The 15,177-nt window shown below is 64.0% G+C and carries 20 protein-coding genes; 7 read left to right on the top strand and 13 right to left on the bottom strand.

The features are described 5' to 3' along the window. Positions 1-531 precede the first annotated feature (531 nt). A complete protein-coding gene (locus ACYU0X_RS00895; RefSeq protein ID WP_461902767.1) occupies positions 532-960 on the top strand; it encodes a GNAT family N-acetyltransferase in 429 nt (142 codons plus the stop codon). Here ACYU0X_RS00895 and ACYU0X_RS00890 read toward each other — a convergent pair. Then, on the bottom strand, positions 920-1,528 hold the full coding sequence (locus ACYU0X_RS00890; protein WP_461901828.1) for a GNAT family N-acetyltransferase: 609 nt from the start codon (positions 1,526-1,528) through the stop codon (positions 920-922). The two genes, ACYU0X_RS00895 and ACYU0X_RS00890, sit on opposite strands and share 41 nt — an antisense overlap. 32 nt (positions 1,529-1,560) lie before the next feature. Then, positions 1,561-2,340 carry a type I methionyl aminopeptidase gene (gene map, locus ACYU0X_RS00885; RefSeq protein ID WP_461901827.1) on the bottom strand — a complete coding sequence of 260 codons (780 nt, stop codon included), beginning with the start codon at positions 2,338-2,340 and terminating at the stop codon, positions 1,561-1,563. 66 nt (positions 2,341-2,406) lie between these two features. Here map and ACYU0X_RS00880 point away from each other — a divergent pair, with 66 nt between their 5' ends. Together ACYU0X_RS00880 and ACYU0X_RS00875 are read left to right on the top strand one after the other, a co-directional pair. Beyond that, positions 2,407-2,700, top strand: coding sequence for a helix-turn-helix domain-containing protein (locus ACYU0X_RS00880; protein ID WP_418908087.1), 294 nt, complete (start codon positions 2,407-2,409; stop codon positions 2,698-2,700). 149 nt (positions 2,701-2,849) lie between these two features. After that, the gene (locus ACYU0X_RS00875; protein ID WP_418908086.1) at positions 2,850-3,698 is read left to right on the top strand and encodes a 5'-nucleotidase, lipoprotein e(P4) family; all 849 of its coding nucleotides are present in this window, start codon (positions 2,850-2,852) and stop codon (positions 3,696-3,698) included. A gap of 102 nt (positions 3,699-3,800) precedes the next feature. Here ACYU0X_RS00875 and ACYU0X_RS00870 read toward each other — a convergent pair whose 3' ends face one another. Further along, positions 3,801-3,968, bottom strand: a complete 168-nt coding sequence (locus tag ACYU0X_RS00870; RefSeq protein WP_418908085.1) for a zinc-binding dehydrogenase — start codon at positions 3,966-3,968, stop codon at positions 3,801-3,803. A 456-nt stretch (positions 3,969-4,424) separates the two neighbouring features. Between ACYU0X_RS00870 and ACYU0X_RS00865 the strand changes: the two genes are divergently transcribed. Then, positions 4,425-4,820, top strand: coding sequence for a nitrite reductase (NAD(P)H) small subunit (locus ACYU0X_RS00865; protein WP_418908084.1), 396 nt, complete (start codon positions 4,425-4,427; stop codon positions 4,818-4,820). Between the two features lie 260 nt (positions 4,821-5,080). Continuing rightward, positions 5,081-5,638, top strand: a complete 558-nt coding sequence (locus tag ACYU0X_RS00860) for a hypothetical protein (RefSeq protein WP_418908083.1) — start codon at positions 5,081-5,083, stop codon at positions 5,636-5,638. Positions 5,639-5,651: 13 nt separating this feature from the next. Here the strand turns inward: ACYU0X_RS00860 and ACYU0X_RS00855 are convergent, their stop codons facing one another. From ACYU0X_RS00855 to ACYU0X_RS00835, 5 genes are read right to left on the bottom strand one after another with little or no spacing between them, the layout of a single operon-like run. Continuing rightward, on the bottom strand, positions 5,652-5,960 hold the full coding sequence (locus ACYU0X_RS00855; RefSeq protein WP_418908082.1) for a thiamine-binding protein: 309 nt from the start codon (positions 5,958-5,960) through the stop codon (positions 5,652-5,654). A 42-nt stretch (positions 5,961-6,002) separates the two neighbouring features. Beyond that, entirely contained in the window at positions 6,003-6,320 is a 318-nt protein-coding gene (locus ACYU0X_RS00850; RefSeq protein WP_418908081.1) for an AzlD domain-containing protein, read from the bottom strand. Continuing rightward, complete coding sequence (locus ACYU0X_RS00845) at positions 6,317-7,030, bottom strand: AzlC family ABC transporter permease (RefSeq protein ID WP_418908080.1); 714 nt, start codon at positions 7,028-7,030, stop codon at positions 6,317-6,319. The genes ACYU0X_RS00850 and ACYU0X_RS00845 overlap by 4 nt, the downstream gene beginning before the upstream one ends. Continuing rightward, positions 7,020-7,700, bottom strand: coding sequence for an alanyl-tRNA editing protein (locus ACYU0X_RS00840; RefSeq protein WP_418908079.1), 681 nt, complete (start codon positions 7,698-7,700; stop codon positions 7,020-7,022). Before ACYU0X_RS00840 ends, ACYU0X_RS00845 begins: the two co-directional genes overlap by 11 nt. Before the next feature lie 10 nt (positions 7,701-7,710). Continuing rightward, positions 7,711-8,589, bottom strand: a complete 879-nt coding sequence (locus ACYU0X_RS00835; RefSeq protein WP_418908078.1) for a glycerophosphodiester phosphodiesterase — start codon at positions 8,587-8,589, stop codon at positions 7,711-7,713. A gap of 77 nt (positions 8,590-8,666) precedes the next feature. Between ACYU0X_RS00835 and ACYU0X_RS00830 the strand changes: the two genes are divergently transcribed. After that, positions 8,667-9,920: a DUF445 domain-containing protein gene (locus ACYU0X_RS00830; protein WP_418908077.1), complete on the top strand. Its 1,254-nt coding sequence runs from the start codon at positions 8,667-8,669 to the stop codon at positions 9,918-9,920. On the opposite strand, the gene ACYU0X_RS00825 is transcribed toward ACYU0X_RS00830, so the two are convergent. The 4 genes from ACYU0X_RS00825 to ACYU0X_RS00810 form a co-directional block, all read right to left on the bottom strand. Then, positions 9,917-10,681, bottom strand: coding sequence for a hypothetical protein (locus tag ACYU0X_RS00825; protein WP_418908076.1), 765 nt, complete (start codon positions 10,679-10,681; stop codon positions 9,917-9,919). The two genes, ACYU0X_RS00830 and ACYU0X_RS00825, sit on opposite strands and share 4 nt — an antisense overlap. A 60-nt stretch (positions 10,682-10,741) precedes the next feature. Next, a complete protein-coding gene (locus ACYU0X_RS00820) occupies positions 10,742-11,380 on the bottom strand; it encodes an alpha/beta hydrolase (RefSeq protein WP_418908075.1) in 639 nt (212 codons plus the stop codon). A 20-nt stretch (positions 11,381-11,400) separates the two neighbouring features. Next, positions 11,401-12,492 (bottom strand): endonuclease/exonuclease/phosphatase family protein, encoded by a 1,092-nt coding sequence (locus ACYU0X_RS00815; RefSeq protein ID WP_418908074.1) that lies wholly within the window; start codon positions 12,490-12,492, stop codon positions 11,401-11,403. Between the two features lie 120 nt (positions 12,493-12,612). Further along, positions 12,613-14,262 carry a thiamine pyrophosphate-binding protein gene (locus ACYU0X_RS00810; RefSeq protein ID WP_461901826.1) on the bottom strand — a complete coding sequence of 550 codons (1,650 nt, stop codon included), beginning with the start codon at positions 14,260-14,262 and terminating at the stop codon, positions 12,613-12,615. 222 nt (positions 14,263-14,484) lie between these two features. Here ACYU0X_RS00810 and ACYU0X_RS00805 point away from each other — a divergent pair, with 222 nt between their 5' ends. After that, positions 14,485-14,781, top strand: coding sequence for a GNAT family N-acetyltransferase (locus ACYU0X_RS00805; RefSeq protein ID WP_418908072.1), 297 nt, complete (start codon positions 14,485-14,487; stop codon positions 14,779-14,781). On the opposite strand, the gene ACYU0X_RS00800 is transcribed toward ACYU0X_RS00805, so the two are convergent. Next, on the bottom strand, positions 14,761-15,159 hold the full coding sequence (locus ACYU0X_RS00800; protein WP_418908071.1) for a DUF4259 domain-containing protein: 399 nt from the start codon (positions 15,157-15,159) through the stop codon (positions 14,761-14,763). The two genes, ACYU0X_RS00805 and ACYU0X_RS00800, sit on opposite strands and share 21 nt — an antisense overlap. Positions 15,160-15,177 lie beyond the last annotated feature (18 nt).

Genomic DNA, 15,177 nt, shown 5'->3' with positions numbered 1-15,177 from the left:
TTCGTGTTCGTTGTGCGGCGTTAAATCGAGGCCCTTCGTCTCGTAGGCTAAACGTGTCGAGGTTTCCACGTGGCGACGGACCACAACTCCTGCGGAACCGCGCACTGTCGCGGTACGCGAAGTGGCCACCAGAAGAACCCCGACCAGTCCGCACACGCCGGAACGGGAATCCACGGCCACATCGAGGCTCCACGTCGCGTCCATTGCAACCCGGATTTAGGGTACGTTGCCGTCGAACGAACGGAGCCAAGTTACTGGTCGAGCGCCGCCTGCGACATGCCGGTGGACTCACCGCACGGCCCGACTGATGTACCTTGCACATGGGAATTCTCAGCGTTTGGGTTGGCCCCCTGCCAACGCACCACAACGCCACGCCTGGACTAGGAACCATAGGACACTAAGCAGATCGCTCGGAGTGCGCATCACACCGACCGCCCCTCGGAACGAGCACACCCACTATGAAGGAGCCGCACGAGAAATCATCAATGGGTCGCCACACGCGATGCCCCCGTTCCCAATGATGTCGCGCGCCTGCTAGGCACCGTCCCCGAATGGTTCGATCAAGAAGAGGCCACTCGCGACTACATACAGGCCGCGCGCGTCAAGGAAACGTGGACGGTTCGGAATGACGAGCACAACGTAGTGGGAGCAATGCTCGTGGACAGGCACTTCCCACACACTGCCGAAATCCACCTTATGGTGGTGGACCGTGACTTCCATGGAACGGGCGTGGGCACGACAATGGTGAATGCCATTGAGGCCGACGCACTCCGTAGCGGCGTCAGACTCCTCGAAGTGAAAACACTCGGTGCATCGCACCCGGATCCCGGTTATGCACAGACGCGCCATTTCTATGAAAAGTGCGGCTTTTTGCCGCTTGAGGAAACCGGCCTTTGGGGCGAGCACACACCGTGTCTGATTATGGTGAAGCCACTGCCCCCGGCGCCTTCCGACCGCTAACCGCGCCGGAACTTGCGGCTGCGCTTTCCCACTCGCGCCGCAGCAGGCCGTAGACCCAGGAATCCGACACGACGCCACCGACGATGCAGTCTTCGCGTAGGGTGCCCTCGAGCGTGAATCCGAGTTTTTCTAGCACTCGCCCCGAGGCAATATTTCGTGTGTCTGCCTCGGCCTGCATTCGATTCAGGTCCAATGCGCCATAGGCCCAATCGAGCATGGCCCGAGCGGCTTCGGTTGCGTAACCCTGCCCCCAGGCTTCCTCACGGAAGCAATAGCCCAGCGACGCGCTGCGGAAGTCTGGGTCCCAGTCGTTGATGGCACACCAGCCGAGGAACGCCCCGTCCGAGAGCCGATCGATGGCCACCCGCGCGCCAAGACCTTCCGCTTCCATGCGCTGGCACCGTTCCAGAAACCGGGTAGCCGCCTCCCTATCGCTCCACGGTTCGGAATCCCAGTAGCGCAGGACTTTGGTGTTGCTTTGCAGCGCGTAGATATCCTCCGCATCCGTTTCGACGAAGGGGCGCAGGTGCAAACGTGACGTTGTCAGCGTGGGCGTTGGCAGGCTCATGACCTCATCTTTGCATGAGATCCCGGCCCGCGTCAGCCCTGGGTCTGTGGCGGCAGGGTCAAGATCTCCGCTCCCTCGGCGGTAATGGCAATCGTGTGCTCGCTATGTGCGGTGCGCGAACCCGTGGCACTTCGCAGCGTCCATCCGTCCTCGTCGACGATCAGTCGGTCCGTATCGGCCATAACCCACGGCTCCACGGCCAAGAGCAATCCCGGGCGTAGTTCATAGCCGCGCCCGGCACGTCCGGCGTTCGGAACGTGAGGCTCTTGATGCATGGTGGAACCAATGCCATGCCCGCCAAACTCAAGATTGATTTTGTACCCCTCGGCGGAGAGCACCTGCTCGATGGCATGCGACAGATCACCGATGCGTGCCCCGGGCTTAGCCACGGCAATGGCAGCAGCCAAGGCACGCTCGGTAGTTTCAATCATTGCCAGATCGTCCTTCGACGCCGTGCCCACGACAAAACTGACGGCCGCGTCGGCGGCGATACCGTCCTTGAGAAGCGCAAGGTCGAGGGTCAGCAGATCGCCGTCGACCAGGTCATAATCGTGGGGCTTTCCATGCAATACTGCGTCGTTGACGGCGGTGCATATGTAGTGGCCAAAGGGGCCGCGCCCGAAAGCGGGCGCATAGTCGACATAGCAGGACACCGCACCGGCCTGTTCGATGAGTTCGCGGACCCACTGGTTGATTTCGAGCAGATTTGTGCCGACCTGGCAGCGGCGGCGCACCGTATCAAGGATCGCGCCCACGATGCGCCCGGCCGCCCGGGCCTTCTGCAACTCGCTATCCGTCAGTATCTCGATCATGTGGCCTCTCCCTGCACCGTCGTCAATCAATTCCGGTAATTCTATACCGGTACTATAATTGACCGCATGGTGAGACTTCCACTGAGCGCTGCTGAAATACGCCGCGGCGAAATACTCGGCGCACTGCTGCGCGCGGCGCGCGGCAAGCGCACCATTTTGCAGGTCGCCCTGGAAGCAGGCATTTCTCCGGAGACTCTTCGCAAAATCGAAACCGGCCGCGTGGCCACGCCCTCCTTCGCCACCATCGCCTCCGTGGCCACGGTCGTCGATCTCTCCCTCGACGAAATTTGGACTCAGGTCAATCGGGCGGCCGCTCCCGACGAAAACCTCAAGGACCGTACGGAGCGGATTATCGCCTAACGCCCCACCCAAAGGACCAGTAGCTTCGGCTCAAGGGGCCACCGGAGCAGTGACGGGCGTAACAAATATCGGGAGCGACGCAAGAAACTCGTGAATCATCCTCGCCATGTTTACCTTGGAAATACTTAAATTCACCAAGGAGCATACTTATGGGCAACCCCTTCCGGCCATCATCGCTACTAGCACTCGGACTCGGCGCCACGCTGGCCCTGAGTCTCAGTGCCTGCTCGACGGGCGGGACCGAACCGAGCGCCAATGACAGCGCGGCACAGACGGAACAAAATCTCCTCACGGCGGCCGTAGCGTGGCGAGTGACCGCAGCCGAACGGGACAACCTGTACCTGCAGGGATTCAATATTCTGACCGACCGTGTCGATGCCGCCCTTGCCAACAAGGACAACGACAAACCCCTGGCTATCATCAGCGACATCGACGACACCGTGCTGAGCTCGGATGACTACTGGAAACAGCTCATCGCCTCGGGCAAGCAGTCCTTCGATGACGAACTCTGGGACCAGTGGGTGGCCGACAACGGGCCAACTCCAACCGCCGGGTCGATTAAAGCACTTGAGTACGCGGCCGAGAAGGGTGTCGAGGTCTTCTACGTTTCCTCCCGCGATCAGGGCGAAGAAACCCAGCGCTTCGGCGTTGCGAACCTCAAAGCCGCGGGGCTGCCCTTCGCCGACGATGAGCATGTGACCATGTTGCGCGAGAGCTCAGATAAGGAGGAAGCGCAGCAAAAGATCGCCGACGACTACGAGGTCATTGCCTACTTGGGCGATAACCTCAACGACTTCAAACGCAAGTACTACGTCGAGTCCGTCAGCGAAAGGAAGTCATTGGCACTGGAGGACGCCGAGGAATTCGGACGCAAGTTCATCTTGTTCCCCAACCCGACCGACGGTCACTGGATGAAGGCCATCTTTGGTGACAGCGAACCGGCCGACTCCCCCGAATACCGCGAACGCTTCTCGCAAGCCGCGAAGACCGGAAACTAGCTCCCGCAGCCAGACCATCGACATCGCACATGCTGTAGTCTCCGTGCGATCGTTGGGGCGCCCCGACCAAAGTCGGTCGGGGCCGCCCCCGTGATCTACCGATTAGTCTTCGTCGGCCACCACGACCTTGCCGACCACGTGGCCGGTCTCGATATCCGCGTGCGCATTGCGCAGCTGCTCGGAATTGATCGGCGAGTAGGTTTTGGTCAGCAGGGTGCGCAGCACACCACCATCATCCAGTTCGGCAACCTCCCCAGGGCACCTGCGCAATAGTCCTCATCGCCGGCACGATAATCGGTCACTCGATCCCCCCACCGCCAGTACGACGCCCGAAGCGGCCCAACTCAAGACGCGGCTATCGGTCGCGCCCTGCGCTCCAGGCCGGACCTTCACATCCACTGGGTTCACGGAGATGGCGCATACATCCACGATAATGTCGTGACCGGTCGGTGCCTCGGGAGCCAGCAGAGTCGTATCCGCAAGACTATCTGTCCCGGCCAGCGCAGCCTCCAAACCGGCCTAGGCAAACGCGATGCCTGACAGGTCCACGAGAAGTTCGCTACGACGCGGCGACTGGCTGATCGCAGGAAAACTAGAACTATCCGATCATGTGAGACGCGTTTTACGAACCAGTAACCAAACCTCGCCATTTACTGAAACGCTCGCTTTATATTGTTGATGGTGTCAACGGCGACGACCTTCCCCGGCAAAGAAAGGTACCGAGCCATGAGCCCTTTCATTCATGACAGCAAGGCGGCAGAACCGGTCGCCACGACCTCCACCCCCAGCCTCGACCTCCTGTGCCGCTACAGCGAGCTGTCCCCCGACTGGGGCGAAGCCATCTGGCATCCGAACGGGCAGTTAGCGATTTTCCGAACCGCCTGGAACCACGTCTACCTCACCTCACACCGCTGCCCAATTACTGGCGCGACCGTAATGGCGCGGGGCATCCTGGGCGGCACAACCATCAACGGGAAGCACATCGATACGATCGCGTGCCCACTGCACAAGGAGGTCTATCGGTTGGATACAGGTGAGAGTCTCGACGGTACGGCGCCCCGGCTGGCGGTATACGACGTTCACGCCGTCGGCGACTGGCTCTATCTCGGGAGCCAGCGATGAGAGTGATGGGCGGGCTGGTAGCGGCTCGCAAGGCGGCGCCAAGCAATTCCACGCCTTTAACACCACTGTCGACGTCCACGCCGGATGCGGGGATCCTCCAGCACCAACCCCAGGTTGCGCACGATGATACGCACGAATCGTCTCGTACGTGCTAACGCGTCGTCCGCCAAGAGAATTTCCCAAAGAAGCAACGACACCGCATCACCACCACTCATTGGCCCGCTACTAGCCGTGGCGGCAGACTGAAACGGCCTTTATCCATGCCTTACGATGCAGAAGCACGATCACACGTCACAGTCCACGAAGAATTCGCGGCTCCCGCTCCGCTCCTCGGTGACCTATCCCTCGAGTCACACGGGCCCAATGTCATCCTCCGCCTCGCAGTCGGCGAGCAACCACCAACGTCGGTTCGGCTCACTCCTGCGGTTGCCGGAGCTCTGGCCGGGCAGTTGGCCTCCGCTGCACACATCCCGCTGGCCGGCCCGACCGGCTTTACGGTGGAGATTCTCGCCGACGGCGCACCGAGCATCGCAGCGCCAATAGCACCGCCCGTCCTCGAGCGGCCAGCAGACTGGCATATCACGCAGCGCGCCCGCGACAACGCCCAGCGATTCAACATCTCAGAAGATGAACTCATCGCTGCGGCCAGCGCTCCGACTTCCATGCACACTTCTGGACGCGGCGACGTGGACGTGCGCGTTCTGCGCGGGGTCTGCGTCTTGGTTCCACGCAACGAGCCATACACCATTATTGGCGCGTCGAGGAGGCAACGTGCCTGCACCCGTGATGCGCGGTCTGCACCTTCGGGCGTGGACTAGTGAAGACTGCCGATTACTCCGCGGTCGCTTCGATCGCCTTCTCCAGACGCTCGATCTTGCCGTCGAGTTCACCCTCATAACCGGGGCGAATATCGGCCTTGAGCACGAGCGAGACACGCGAACCGTACTTGCCCACGGCCAGCGTCGCGCGCTTGACCACATCCATCACCTCATCCCACTCACCCTCGAGCTCGGTGAACATCGAACTGGTGCGGTTGGGGAGCCCGGAGTCGCGTACGATCTTCACGGCCTCAGCCACCGCATCGTGTACGGAGCCGTCGGCATTGTCGGTGCTGGGAGCCACAGAAAAAGCAACAATCATGGCTCAACTGTGCGCCTTCACCGGCCTGCTTGTCACCTTCGGTTACGCGGCCAACCCGCTCATGCGTAGGCCCACGGCTGCCAGGGCCCCGACGATCACCACCACCAGATAGGGAGCTCGGAACATCAAGGCGATCGCGGCCGCCGCCAAGGCACCGATGCGCGCGTCGATCACCAGCTGGGTGCCGGAGGTGAAGGCGTTCATGGTCACCAGCGAGGCCAGCAACGCCACCGTCAAGGTGGCCGCCACATGGGACATCACCGGAGAATCGAGCACCTTGCGTGGCACGAAGTAACCGGAGAGCTTGATCGCGAAGGCGGTCACGCTGGCCGCCAGAATCCACCAACTCAGTTCGCTCATGGTTCCACCCGCTGCCGTTGTCCGTGCTCCGTCGCAGGCTTTCCGCGCCGATAGGTGATCAGCGCGTAGATCACGGCCGCGGCGGCGGCCAGCAGAATTGGCACACCCGGGGCGCTGACCGGCACCGCCATCGCGGTGACCAGCACGGCGCCGAGGGCCACGAAGACCGGCTCGGCCGATTTCAGGCGCGGCCAGAGCAGACCGAGGAACGCGGCTACTGCCGCGCCGTCCAGACCCCAGGCCGCCGGATCCCCCATGCGTTCACCCAATAGCGCCCCGACGATCGTAAAGAGGTTCCACAGCAACCAGACGCCGACACCGGCCACCCAGAAGCCTCGCTTCTTCTCGGCGAGCGAGGACTGCCCGAGACTGGTGGCGGTGGACTCGTCGATGGTCACCTGCGCCATCAGGGGCACCAGCGATGCACTGGGACGTAGCGCCTGCTTGATCTGCATCCCGTAGACAGAGTTGCGGATTCCCAACAGGGAGGCGGCCGAATACCCGGCCACGGGGGTGCCACCACCGGCCAGTACGCCGATAAAAGCGAACTGCGAACCTCCGGTGAACATCAGGGCACTGAGCACAATGCACTGCCATAGGTTCAACCCGGCGACCACGGCCAACGCCCCAAAGGAAATCCCATAGAGCCCGGTGGCCACCGCAATAGACAGTCCCATGCGGGTGGCCGGGGTGAACCAGCTAGTCGACATGCTCCGCCTCGTAGCGCACCTTGTAGACGCCGCGCTTCACCTTCGCTTGTCCGATGCGCACCTGGCGCAGCTGGTTCACGTGATTTACGTGGGTACCACCGCAGGGTTCGACGTTGACCCCGGCGATGGACACGGTACGGTGCCCCGCCTCGTCGATCGCGGTGGTCACCTCGCCGCCGGTAGCGATCAGTTCGTCGACGCGGGACTGCAGCCAGGCGACGGCGGCGGCCCGCTGCGCGTCATCCTCGAGCGGCATGTCGACGCTCTGCGGGTCGAAGTCCAGGCGCGCCTGCCCCGGGAAGTGTGAGTGGCCACGGTGCTCCCACCCGCGGTCTTCACCGGCAAAACCCACAATGTGCCCGGCAGTGTGGAGCGCCGCGTGCTTCAGCCGAACTTGCGGGTCGATGGCGGTGGCGACCGTGGCCCCGAGTTCCGGTAGCTGTTCTCCGTAGAGCACCACCAGCGAGTCTTCGCCGCGGGCCACCTGGACCGGCGCTCCGTCGAGGGTTCCGCTATCTTCCATTTGCCCACCACCGCGTGGGTGGAAAATATTCGGGCTTACCGCCACCCAATTTCCGGCTTCGTCGCTACCGGCGGCGATGACGGTGGCGTCGGTGGCAAATAAGTAGCTGTCGTGCAGATATGCCTGCTCTTGGATTGTAGTGCTCACCCTTCCAAGATTAGCCGTTTGCGGCGGCCGCTAGTTCGCGGCGCAGCGCGGCCGGGCGGTTACTGGTTAGTTGCTGGACTCCCAGGCTCATCAGGTAGAGGGCGTCGGCCGGGCGGTCCACGGTCCAGATTCGGGCGGTGGCCCCACGGGCCAGCCAGGTACGCACGAGCGACTCGTTGGCTCGCACCCAGGCCACGCCGGGGCCGATGATCCCGGTGCCGGCCGAGTTAACAAGTTCCACGCCTTCGGCCACCGAGCGGTGCAGGACCTCGTAGACGGCGGCCCGGGAAACCTGTCCGCCATCGAGCAGTTCCTGCACCCATTCGGCGTCGATTTCGGTGATCAGCTGACAGAGCAGGGCCCGGTCCACCGTGCGGGCCAAGTAGCGCATGCTTTCGGGTTCAAAGCTCATGAAGCTGAGCTGGATTTGCCCCGTGCGTCCGGCCTTGCCGGTAGCCGGGTCGAAGCCGAACTCCTGCAATACCTGCAGCACCCGGTCCTCGAGAATGTGTCCGAAGGGGCTGGGGTGTTTGAGTTCCACGGCCAGGGCAATTCGCACCCCGCGGGCGTCGATGAGCCCTAGTAGTTCGTGCAGGGTCACTAGTTGCTCGTGCACCGTGCCGTAGCCGTCCGGGAGCGCCTCTTTGCCTAGCTGGGTGAAGTCCATGGCTTTCAGCTGCGCCACGGTGTAGGAGGAGACGAGGCCGGTGGCATCGGAGGTGCGGTCGACCGTGGGGTCGTGGTGGCAGACGACCGCCCCGTCCGCGCTGAGGTGGACATCGCATTCCACGCCGTCGGCGCCCTCATCGATGGCCGCCAGGTAGGCGGCACGGGTGTTTTCGGCGAAACGGTGCGAACTGCCCCGGTGGGCGAAAATCTGCGGTTCCATGGGGTCCACGCTACCGGTGAGGCGCTGGTAGGTGTGGGAACGCGTGACGTGCGCGAGCCGCCGATACAGTTGGGTTTATGCTCAGTTCTCAACAGCTCAAGGCCGCGGCTCTGGCGCGCATGAAACGCGTGGCCACCGCCCTGTTCATCGCGATGGCGGTGCTCTTCGTGACGGGCCTGCTGTTGCAACAACGCTGGGAGCCGTTCAGCTATCTGCGGGCGGCCGCCGAGGGCGGGATGGTCGGCGCGCTAGCCGATTGGTTCGCCGTCACCGCGCTCTTCCGGCATCCACTGGGACTGAAGATCCCGCACACCAACCTGATCCAGCGCAAAAAGGACGAACTGGGCGCCTCCCTCGGCTCCTTCGTGCAGGAAAACTTCCTCACCGCACAGGTGCTAGGCCCCAAAGTGCGCGAACTACGGCTACCGCAGCGCGCCGGCATTTACCTGGCCAGCGAAGCGGGCGCGCGGGCCACCGGTTCACAACTGAGCGTCACGGCCAGCGGGCTGCTGGAAACCCTCGACGACGCCCCGGTGCTCGACCTGCTACGTACCCTGGCCGAAGACTATGTGGTGGCCCCGGAATGGTCCACCACCTTGGGCACGTTGGGCGAACGGCTCGTCACCGACGGGCACCACGAGGCGCTCATCGACCTGCTGGCCGAACGCGCCGAAGAGTGGGTGCGCGCGAATCCGCAGGTGTTTACCGAGGTGGTCGCCGGCCGCTCTCCGCACTGGGTGCCGCGTATGGTCGATGACCTGTTGGCCAGCAAACTACAAAACGAGCTGGCTAACCTGCTCGGCGCGGTGCGCGCCAACCGGGGACATGTGCTGCGCCTGTCCATCGCGGGCTGGCTGGCCGATTTTACGCGCAGCATGCAGCACGATCCGGCCACCATCGCGCGGGTGGAGGCCTTCAAGCATTCACTGCTCGGCGATCAGGCCCTGCTAGAACTGCTGGGCCGAGGCTGGCAAAGCCTGAAGGCGGGTCTGCTCGCCTCGCTGGCCGACCCGGACTCGCCCCTGCGAGTGGCCCTTACCCAGGCCGTACGGGCTACCGGGCGTCGGCTGCTCACCGACCGGGCGCTGGCCCACAACCTCCAAGAGCGACTCGCCGGTGCGGCTACCGCGCTGGCCAATAACCACGGTGAGGCGTTGGTCGGGCTGGTCAGTGACACCGTGGCGGCGTGGAATCCGGCCGAAACCAGTCACAAACTGGAACTGCAGGTCGGCCGCGACCTGCAGTTCATTCGGATCAATGGCACGGTGATTGGCGCGCTGGCCGGCCTCGGCATACATACCGCGGGGCAACTGATCCTCGGCGTGCTCTAAGACTGCGGGGTTTGTTCCGACCGCGGCAACTCGCCGAGGTCTTCGAGCTCATTGGGGAGCTCGTCTTGGATGCCGGCGAAGGCGTTGCGCGCAGACTCGATGACCCGGCGGGCCAGGTAACGGTTGCCGGCGCCGCCAATGACCGCGCCAATGCCGAAGGGCACCACACGACCCAGCACGCTGGCGGCCTGGGTGCCAATCACGCGGCGCATGAATCGCTTTTGCAGGTTGCGTTGCATCAGCGAGTAGAAGCTACTGGACTTGTTCGCGCCGAAGAGCTTGGCCCAGCCTTTCACCGGGCCGCCGCCCTTACCGGCGGCCTGCTTGGCCAGCCCGGCGATCATCAGGCTTCCCTCTTCGCCCAACAGCACACCCATGACCAGCACCCGGGAGGCTTCCGGGTCTTTCAGGGCGATCCCGTGCAGTTCGGCAAGGGTCTGCGCGTAGAGTGCGCTGGCTTCCAGGAAACCTATCGTGGCCGCGGCCGAAAGGCTAAGCGCCACCCCGGTGCCCACGGCAGGTACGGCGGCGGTGCCTCCGACCGCGGCCCCGGAACCGGTCACCACCAGCAAGTAGTCACGCTCGGCGATCTCAGCCAAGCGGGAGGCGCTGGCCTCGGGGTGTTTGGCCCGCAGACGCTTGAGATAGGCGAGCACCAGCGGGCGTTGCACGCCCACTGCACGCATGATGGCCTCTTGGATACCCGCGCGCGGGGCGCCATCCCTACCCAGCACGGTCATGGAAATCGGATCCTTGCTCATGATGTCTTCCACTGTAGCGAACGAGCCTGCACACCGACTCACTTCAGCGCATACGCACAGCTAGTGTCGTGACGGATCCGAAAGGTAGTAGCCCCAGAAGGCGCGCAGATCGCGCAATTGCGCCTCGGTGATCGCGTGGGTGGCTTCGTCGTAGGTGCGCACGGTGCAGTAGGTATGCCGCTGCACCCAGTCGGCGGTGAAGCTCACCGCCTCCGGGTTGATCACCAAATCTAGCTTGTCACGACCCCAGAAGCAGGGAATCTGCTCGGTCGGATCGGTCAGGTTCAGCAACTCGTTATCGAGCACGAAACCGCTCAGTCCGGCGATCGTCGCATAGCCCTGAGGTCGTAGCCGATAGAGGGTGGTGGCCATGGCCATGCCTTGGGAGTGTCCGGCTAAGTGGATGCTCCGTGCGCCGGCTAGATGCGTGGCTTGCCAGTCAAAGATCTGCCCGGCGGCGTCGGTAATCCGCGCAAAGTCGTGGTTGAGCACGTAGTCGAGGAGGAACCAGCCGCGTTGACCATCGTCCATGGGAAACACCCCTGGTAGCGCCACACCCAGGGCGTCCTCGGGTAGGGACCGAAAAAACGGGGCAACGGCCTGCGGTGCGGAACCGTAACCGTGCAGGCAGAGCACGACGTCGCGTCCGGCCACGGACGGGTTGGCCTGCGAATAGCAGACGAGCGATTGATCGATCACTGTGGCGGACCCGCCGGCCGCTAGCGGCCGAGGTCTAGGTACCGCACCTGACCGGAGTCGGGCAGCAGTTCTTCGATACCGGTGACCGAGCGGTCCGGTTGGGCCGGCGCTCCGACGCTCCCAGCTTCCTGGGTTGACCAGGAATGATCGGCCAGCACCTGCGCGCCGGTCTCTGCGGCGTCTTGTCCGTGATGCAACACCTGCATCAGGTGGGCACGTGCGGCGTTGGCCTGCGGCATGCTGCCGAGGTCTCCGGCCACGATGACAGGTTCACCGCGCTGTGCGTGCACCGGGCGCTGCGCATCGTCGCGCACATACGCGGCGCCGGTGAAGTAGTCGGCCAAAACCCGTAGCTGATCCTGCTGGCGCTGTCCTGCGAAGCCTACGCCCGCGGGTTGGTCGGACATTTGCGCGGCCAACAGGTGCACGGTTTCGCCACGATAGTCGATGGGAATGTCCCAGAGCCCGCCGCTCATCACCGGTATGGCTCCGGCCAGCACACCATCCAGCCCTGCGGCCTTGGGGCGGTCACCCGGCAGCGCGTGCCAGGGCAACGCGGTGATCGAGGTGATCTTCTCCGGGTCAATGGGGTAGCGCGAAAGCACCACCAATCCGCCTTGACCTTCAAAGTCGCCGGCGCCCCAAGCATCGTTGGGGCCACCGACTACACCGTCGGCATCCAGATCTGCCCCGCTTTGCACGCCGGTAGTTCCCGGGGCCAGGTAGCTATAGGGCAGGTTCAGGTCCACACGGTCGTCGAAGGGGTTGTTCAGGTAGTTCGCGCGCAGGGCGTCCACGGCCGCCTGTTCCGTGTCCATGCCGGTGAGCACGACGATATCCGGATTCGCCTCGGTCAGATGATCGGCCAACCGCGTGGCACGACGGTCCGTGCCGCTGGCCAATTCAATGGCCAGCTGTCCTTGGTCGGCCCCACTGAGCTCGGCGTCAACCGTGGCGACCCGCAAACCCGATGGCGCGCTCTGTTCCGGCGTGCTCTGCGCCGCCTCGGCCCGTCCGTCGGAGTCGAACCAGCTAGCCTGCGCGGGGACGCCGACGCACACGAGACTAACGCCGAGGGCGAGGCTCGCGGTGGAGGTCAGGAGTTTGCGCACGAGCCCAGCCTACGCCGTGCCCTTGGCGCAGTGAAGCACCGTTACCCGATTGTGATCGCCTGTGCGGAAACTTCACAGGTGGCGGTGGCTTTCCTGAGAAGTTTCCGCAATCGAGCTGGACTATTTTCCGGCGCCGGAGCGCTGCGCTGCACGTGCGTTGGCCGCCAGGATTTCCTCCATATAGGGGGCGCGCACCGTGGCGGAGACCCGGGCGTCGACAAGCATGACACCCCGCGCGCCCTGCTGCACCCACTGGCGCACCGGGTCCAGATCGCCCAGCTCGCGCGCGGTCACCGCCTGCGCGCCAAGGGCGCGGCCCAGCGCGGCGAAGTCGACGGTCGGGATGAGCATCGGGTCCTCGTGTAGGCCGATGGAGCCGTACTGGTGAATTTCGGCTCCATAGGCCGAGTCGTTGTAGATCACGATGACGCCGCTGGCCACGGTGCGCACAATCGACTCGAGGTCCGCAAGACCCATGAGGAAGCCCCCGTCGCCGGCGGCAAGCACCACCGTGCGCCCGGCGGCCGCGGCCCCGGCGCCGATCATGGAGGCGGTACCGAGCCCGATGGACTGCACGGCGGTACCCACGCAGGTCAGCGCGCGAGCGTCGGAAGTGCTCCAGTACATCGGGCCCCAACCGATGAAGTGCCCGCCATCCTGCACCAGCACACGGTTCTGCGGCAAAATCTGCTCCAGCTCGCTGGCCACGCGACGCGGATCGAGCAGGCCATCACCGGCCACCTCGTCACCGGCCGGGCGGTCGCGCAGTCCGCTGAGGTCGACACGCTGGTTCCAGTCCCCGGTGCCCTCTCCGAGCTCGGCGAGCAGGGCAGTGGCGGTGAGCGAAATATCGGCGGTGGCAAAGTAGTCCACACGCGGGTGCGTGGCCTGCGCGGCCAGGTCCACCTGGATGACCGTGCTCTGCGCGCCAAAGAGGTCCCCGAAGCGGGTGGTGAATTGGTTCAGCGAGGCGCCAAGCACCAGCACCACGTCGGCCTGCGCGATAATTTCTGCGTTCTTCGCGGTGGAGAAGCCGCCGGTAATTCCCAGCTCGCCGGTGCGGGTGAGCATGTCGCGAGCCAGTAGGGTTCCGGAGCTGGTGGCCCCGAGCCGGTCGGCGAGCGCGGCCACGCCGCGGGCGGCCTCTATGGCACCACGCCCATACAGGATGTGCGGGCGCTGGGCCGAGGCCAACACCGAGGCGATATGCGCCCGTTGCGTGGCGTTGAGTTCCGGCGCCGGAGGGGTGCTGTTGAAGTCGGCAAAGTCCAGTTCGGCTGGCTCGGCGGTTTCCGCGGCGGCCAGATCATAGGGAATGGCCAGCACCACGGCGGTGCGTTCGCGCAATGCATGGGCGGCGGCGCGCAGGGCGGTGGCACCCGGGTTCTGCGCATCGACTACATAGGTGGTGGCTCCCACCGCCGCGTCGATGGCGCTTTGATCCACATCCCACGGGCGGCGCCCGGTGCTCGGTGCATCCCCGGTGACGAATAGCAGGGGCACGCGGGCCGCGACGGCTTCGGCCAGTGCGGTCACGGTATTCGTGAATCCGGCACCGTAGGTGGTCGAGGCGATGGCCAGGGAATTGGAGATCCGGTAGTACGCATCGGCGGCCGATACGGCGGCCGACTCGTGGCGAACGGCGGTGTAGGTGAAACCGGAGCGCACGGCGGCGTCGAGGAAGTGGGCATTGCCGTTACCCATCAGACCAAAGATCTGTGGTGCGACGGGCTTCAGGGCGTGGGCGATTGCGGCCGAAACTGTAGACATCATGGACTCTTTCAAAATTGAGCTTAAGAAATTCCATATATGTCTGCCGCTACCGGTTGCGCACGGCAACGGGTATCGCCCCTTTTGAGAGCGCCGGAAACGCGCCTGCGCGTTCCTGACGAATAGATCATACGGTACCCGGCGCACCGGGCGCTAGGCTTTGCGCCGGATACGAGGGCCAGCCGCGGAATACTGTTCGCGCGGCCGTCGTTAGTGCTGAGTATGGGAGATCAACTGGATTTTCGTGATGCCGCAGACGCGTCGCGTTTCGAACTACGTAGCGGAACCGAACTTGTCAGCGTGCTTGATTACCGCGTGCAGGGCCAGAAGATCGAGCTCACCCGTGCCTATACGGATCCGGCGCAGCGCGGCCATGGCTACGCCGGAATTATCACCGAACGCGCTGTTCGGGCCATCGCCGAGCGCGGTACTCAGCAAGTGGTGCCGCGTTGCTGGTATGTGGCCGACTGGTTCGCACGCCATCCCGAGTTTCGGTCGTTAGTTGCCGACGGACGCTAGGCGTCGTTGCAGGGATTCGGTGGCGGCCAACCATTGCGGAAAATCCTCGGTGTCGGCCCAGAGTTCATAGAGCTCCGAGGTTTCGGCTCCGCTGAGGGTACGCGCCACCTGTTTGCGAAGAAAACGAAGGTTCTCGTCGGTGAAGTGCCCGGCGATCGTCGACAATTCGAGGTCCTCGATTCGCTCGGGCTGGCCCCGGTTGGCCGCGATGGCCAACTCGGCCTGTGCGACGGCGATCTGTCCGCCATTGGCCTCGAGATAGTCATCATCCTCGAAGGCCCATTCAACCTCCGCAAAGCTGAACTCACCCTCGCGCAGGCTGTCGAGTACATCCAGTGCGTCGTCATTTTCGAAGGCTCCGATGCCCCATGCTCCCATGGCATCAACTTACCCGTG

It is taken from the genome of Glutamicibacter sp. X7, assembly GCF_054889245.1.
Note: the sequence above shows the minus strand (reverse complement) of the source record. Positions and strands in the feature narration are given on the sequence as shown.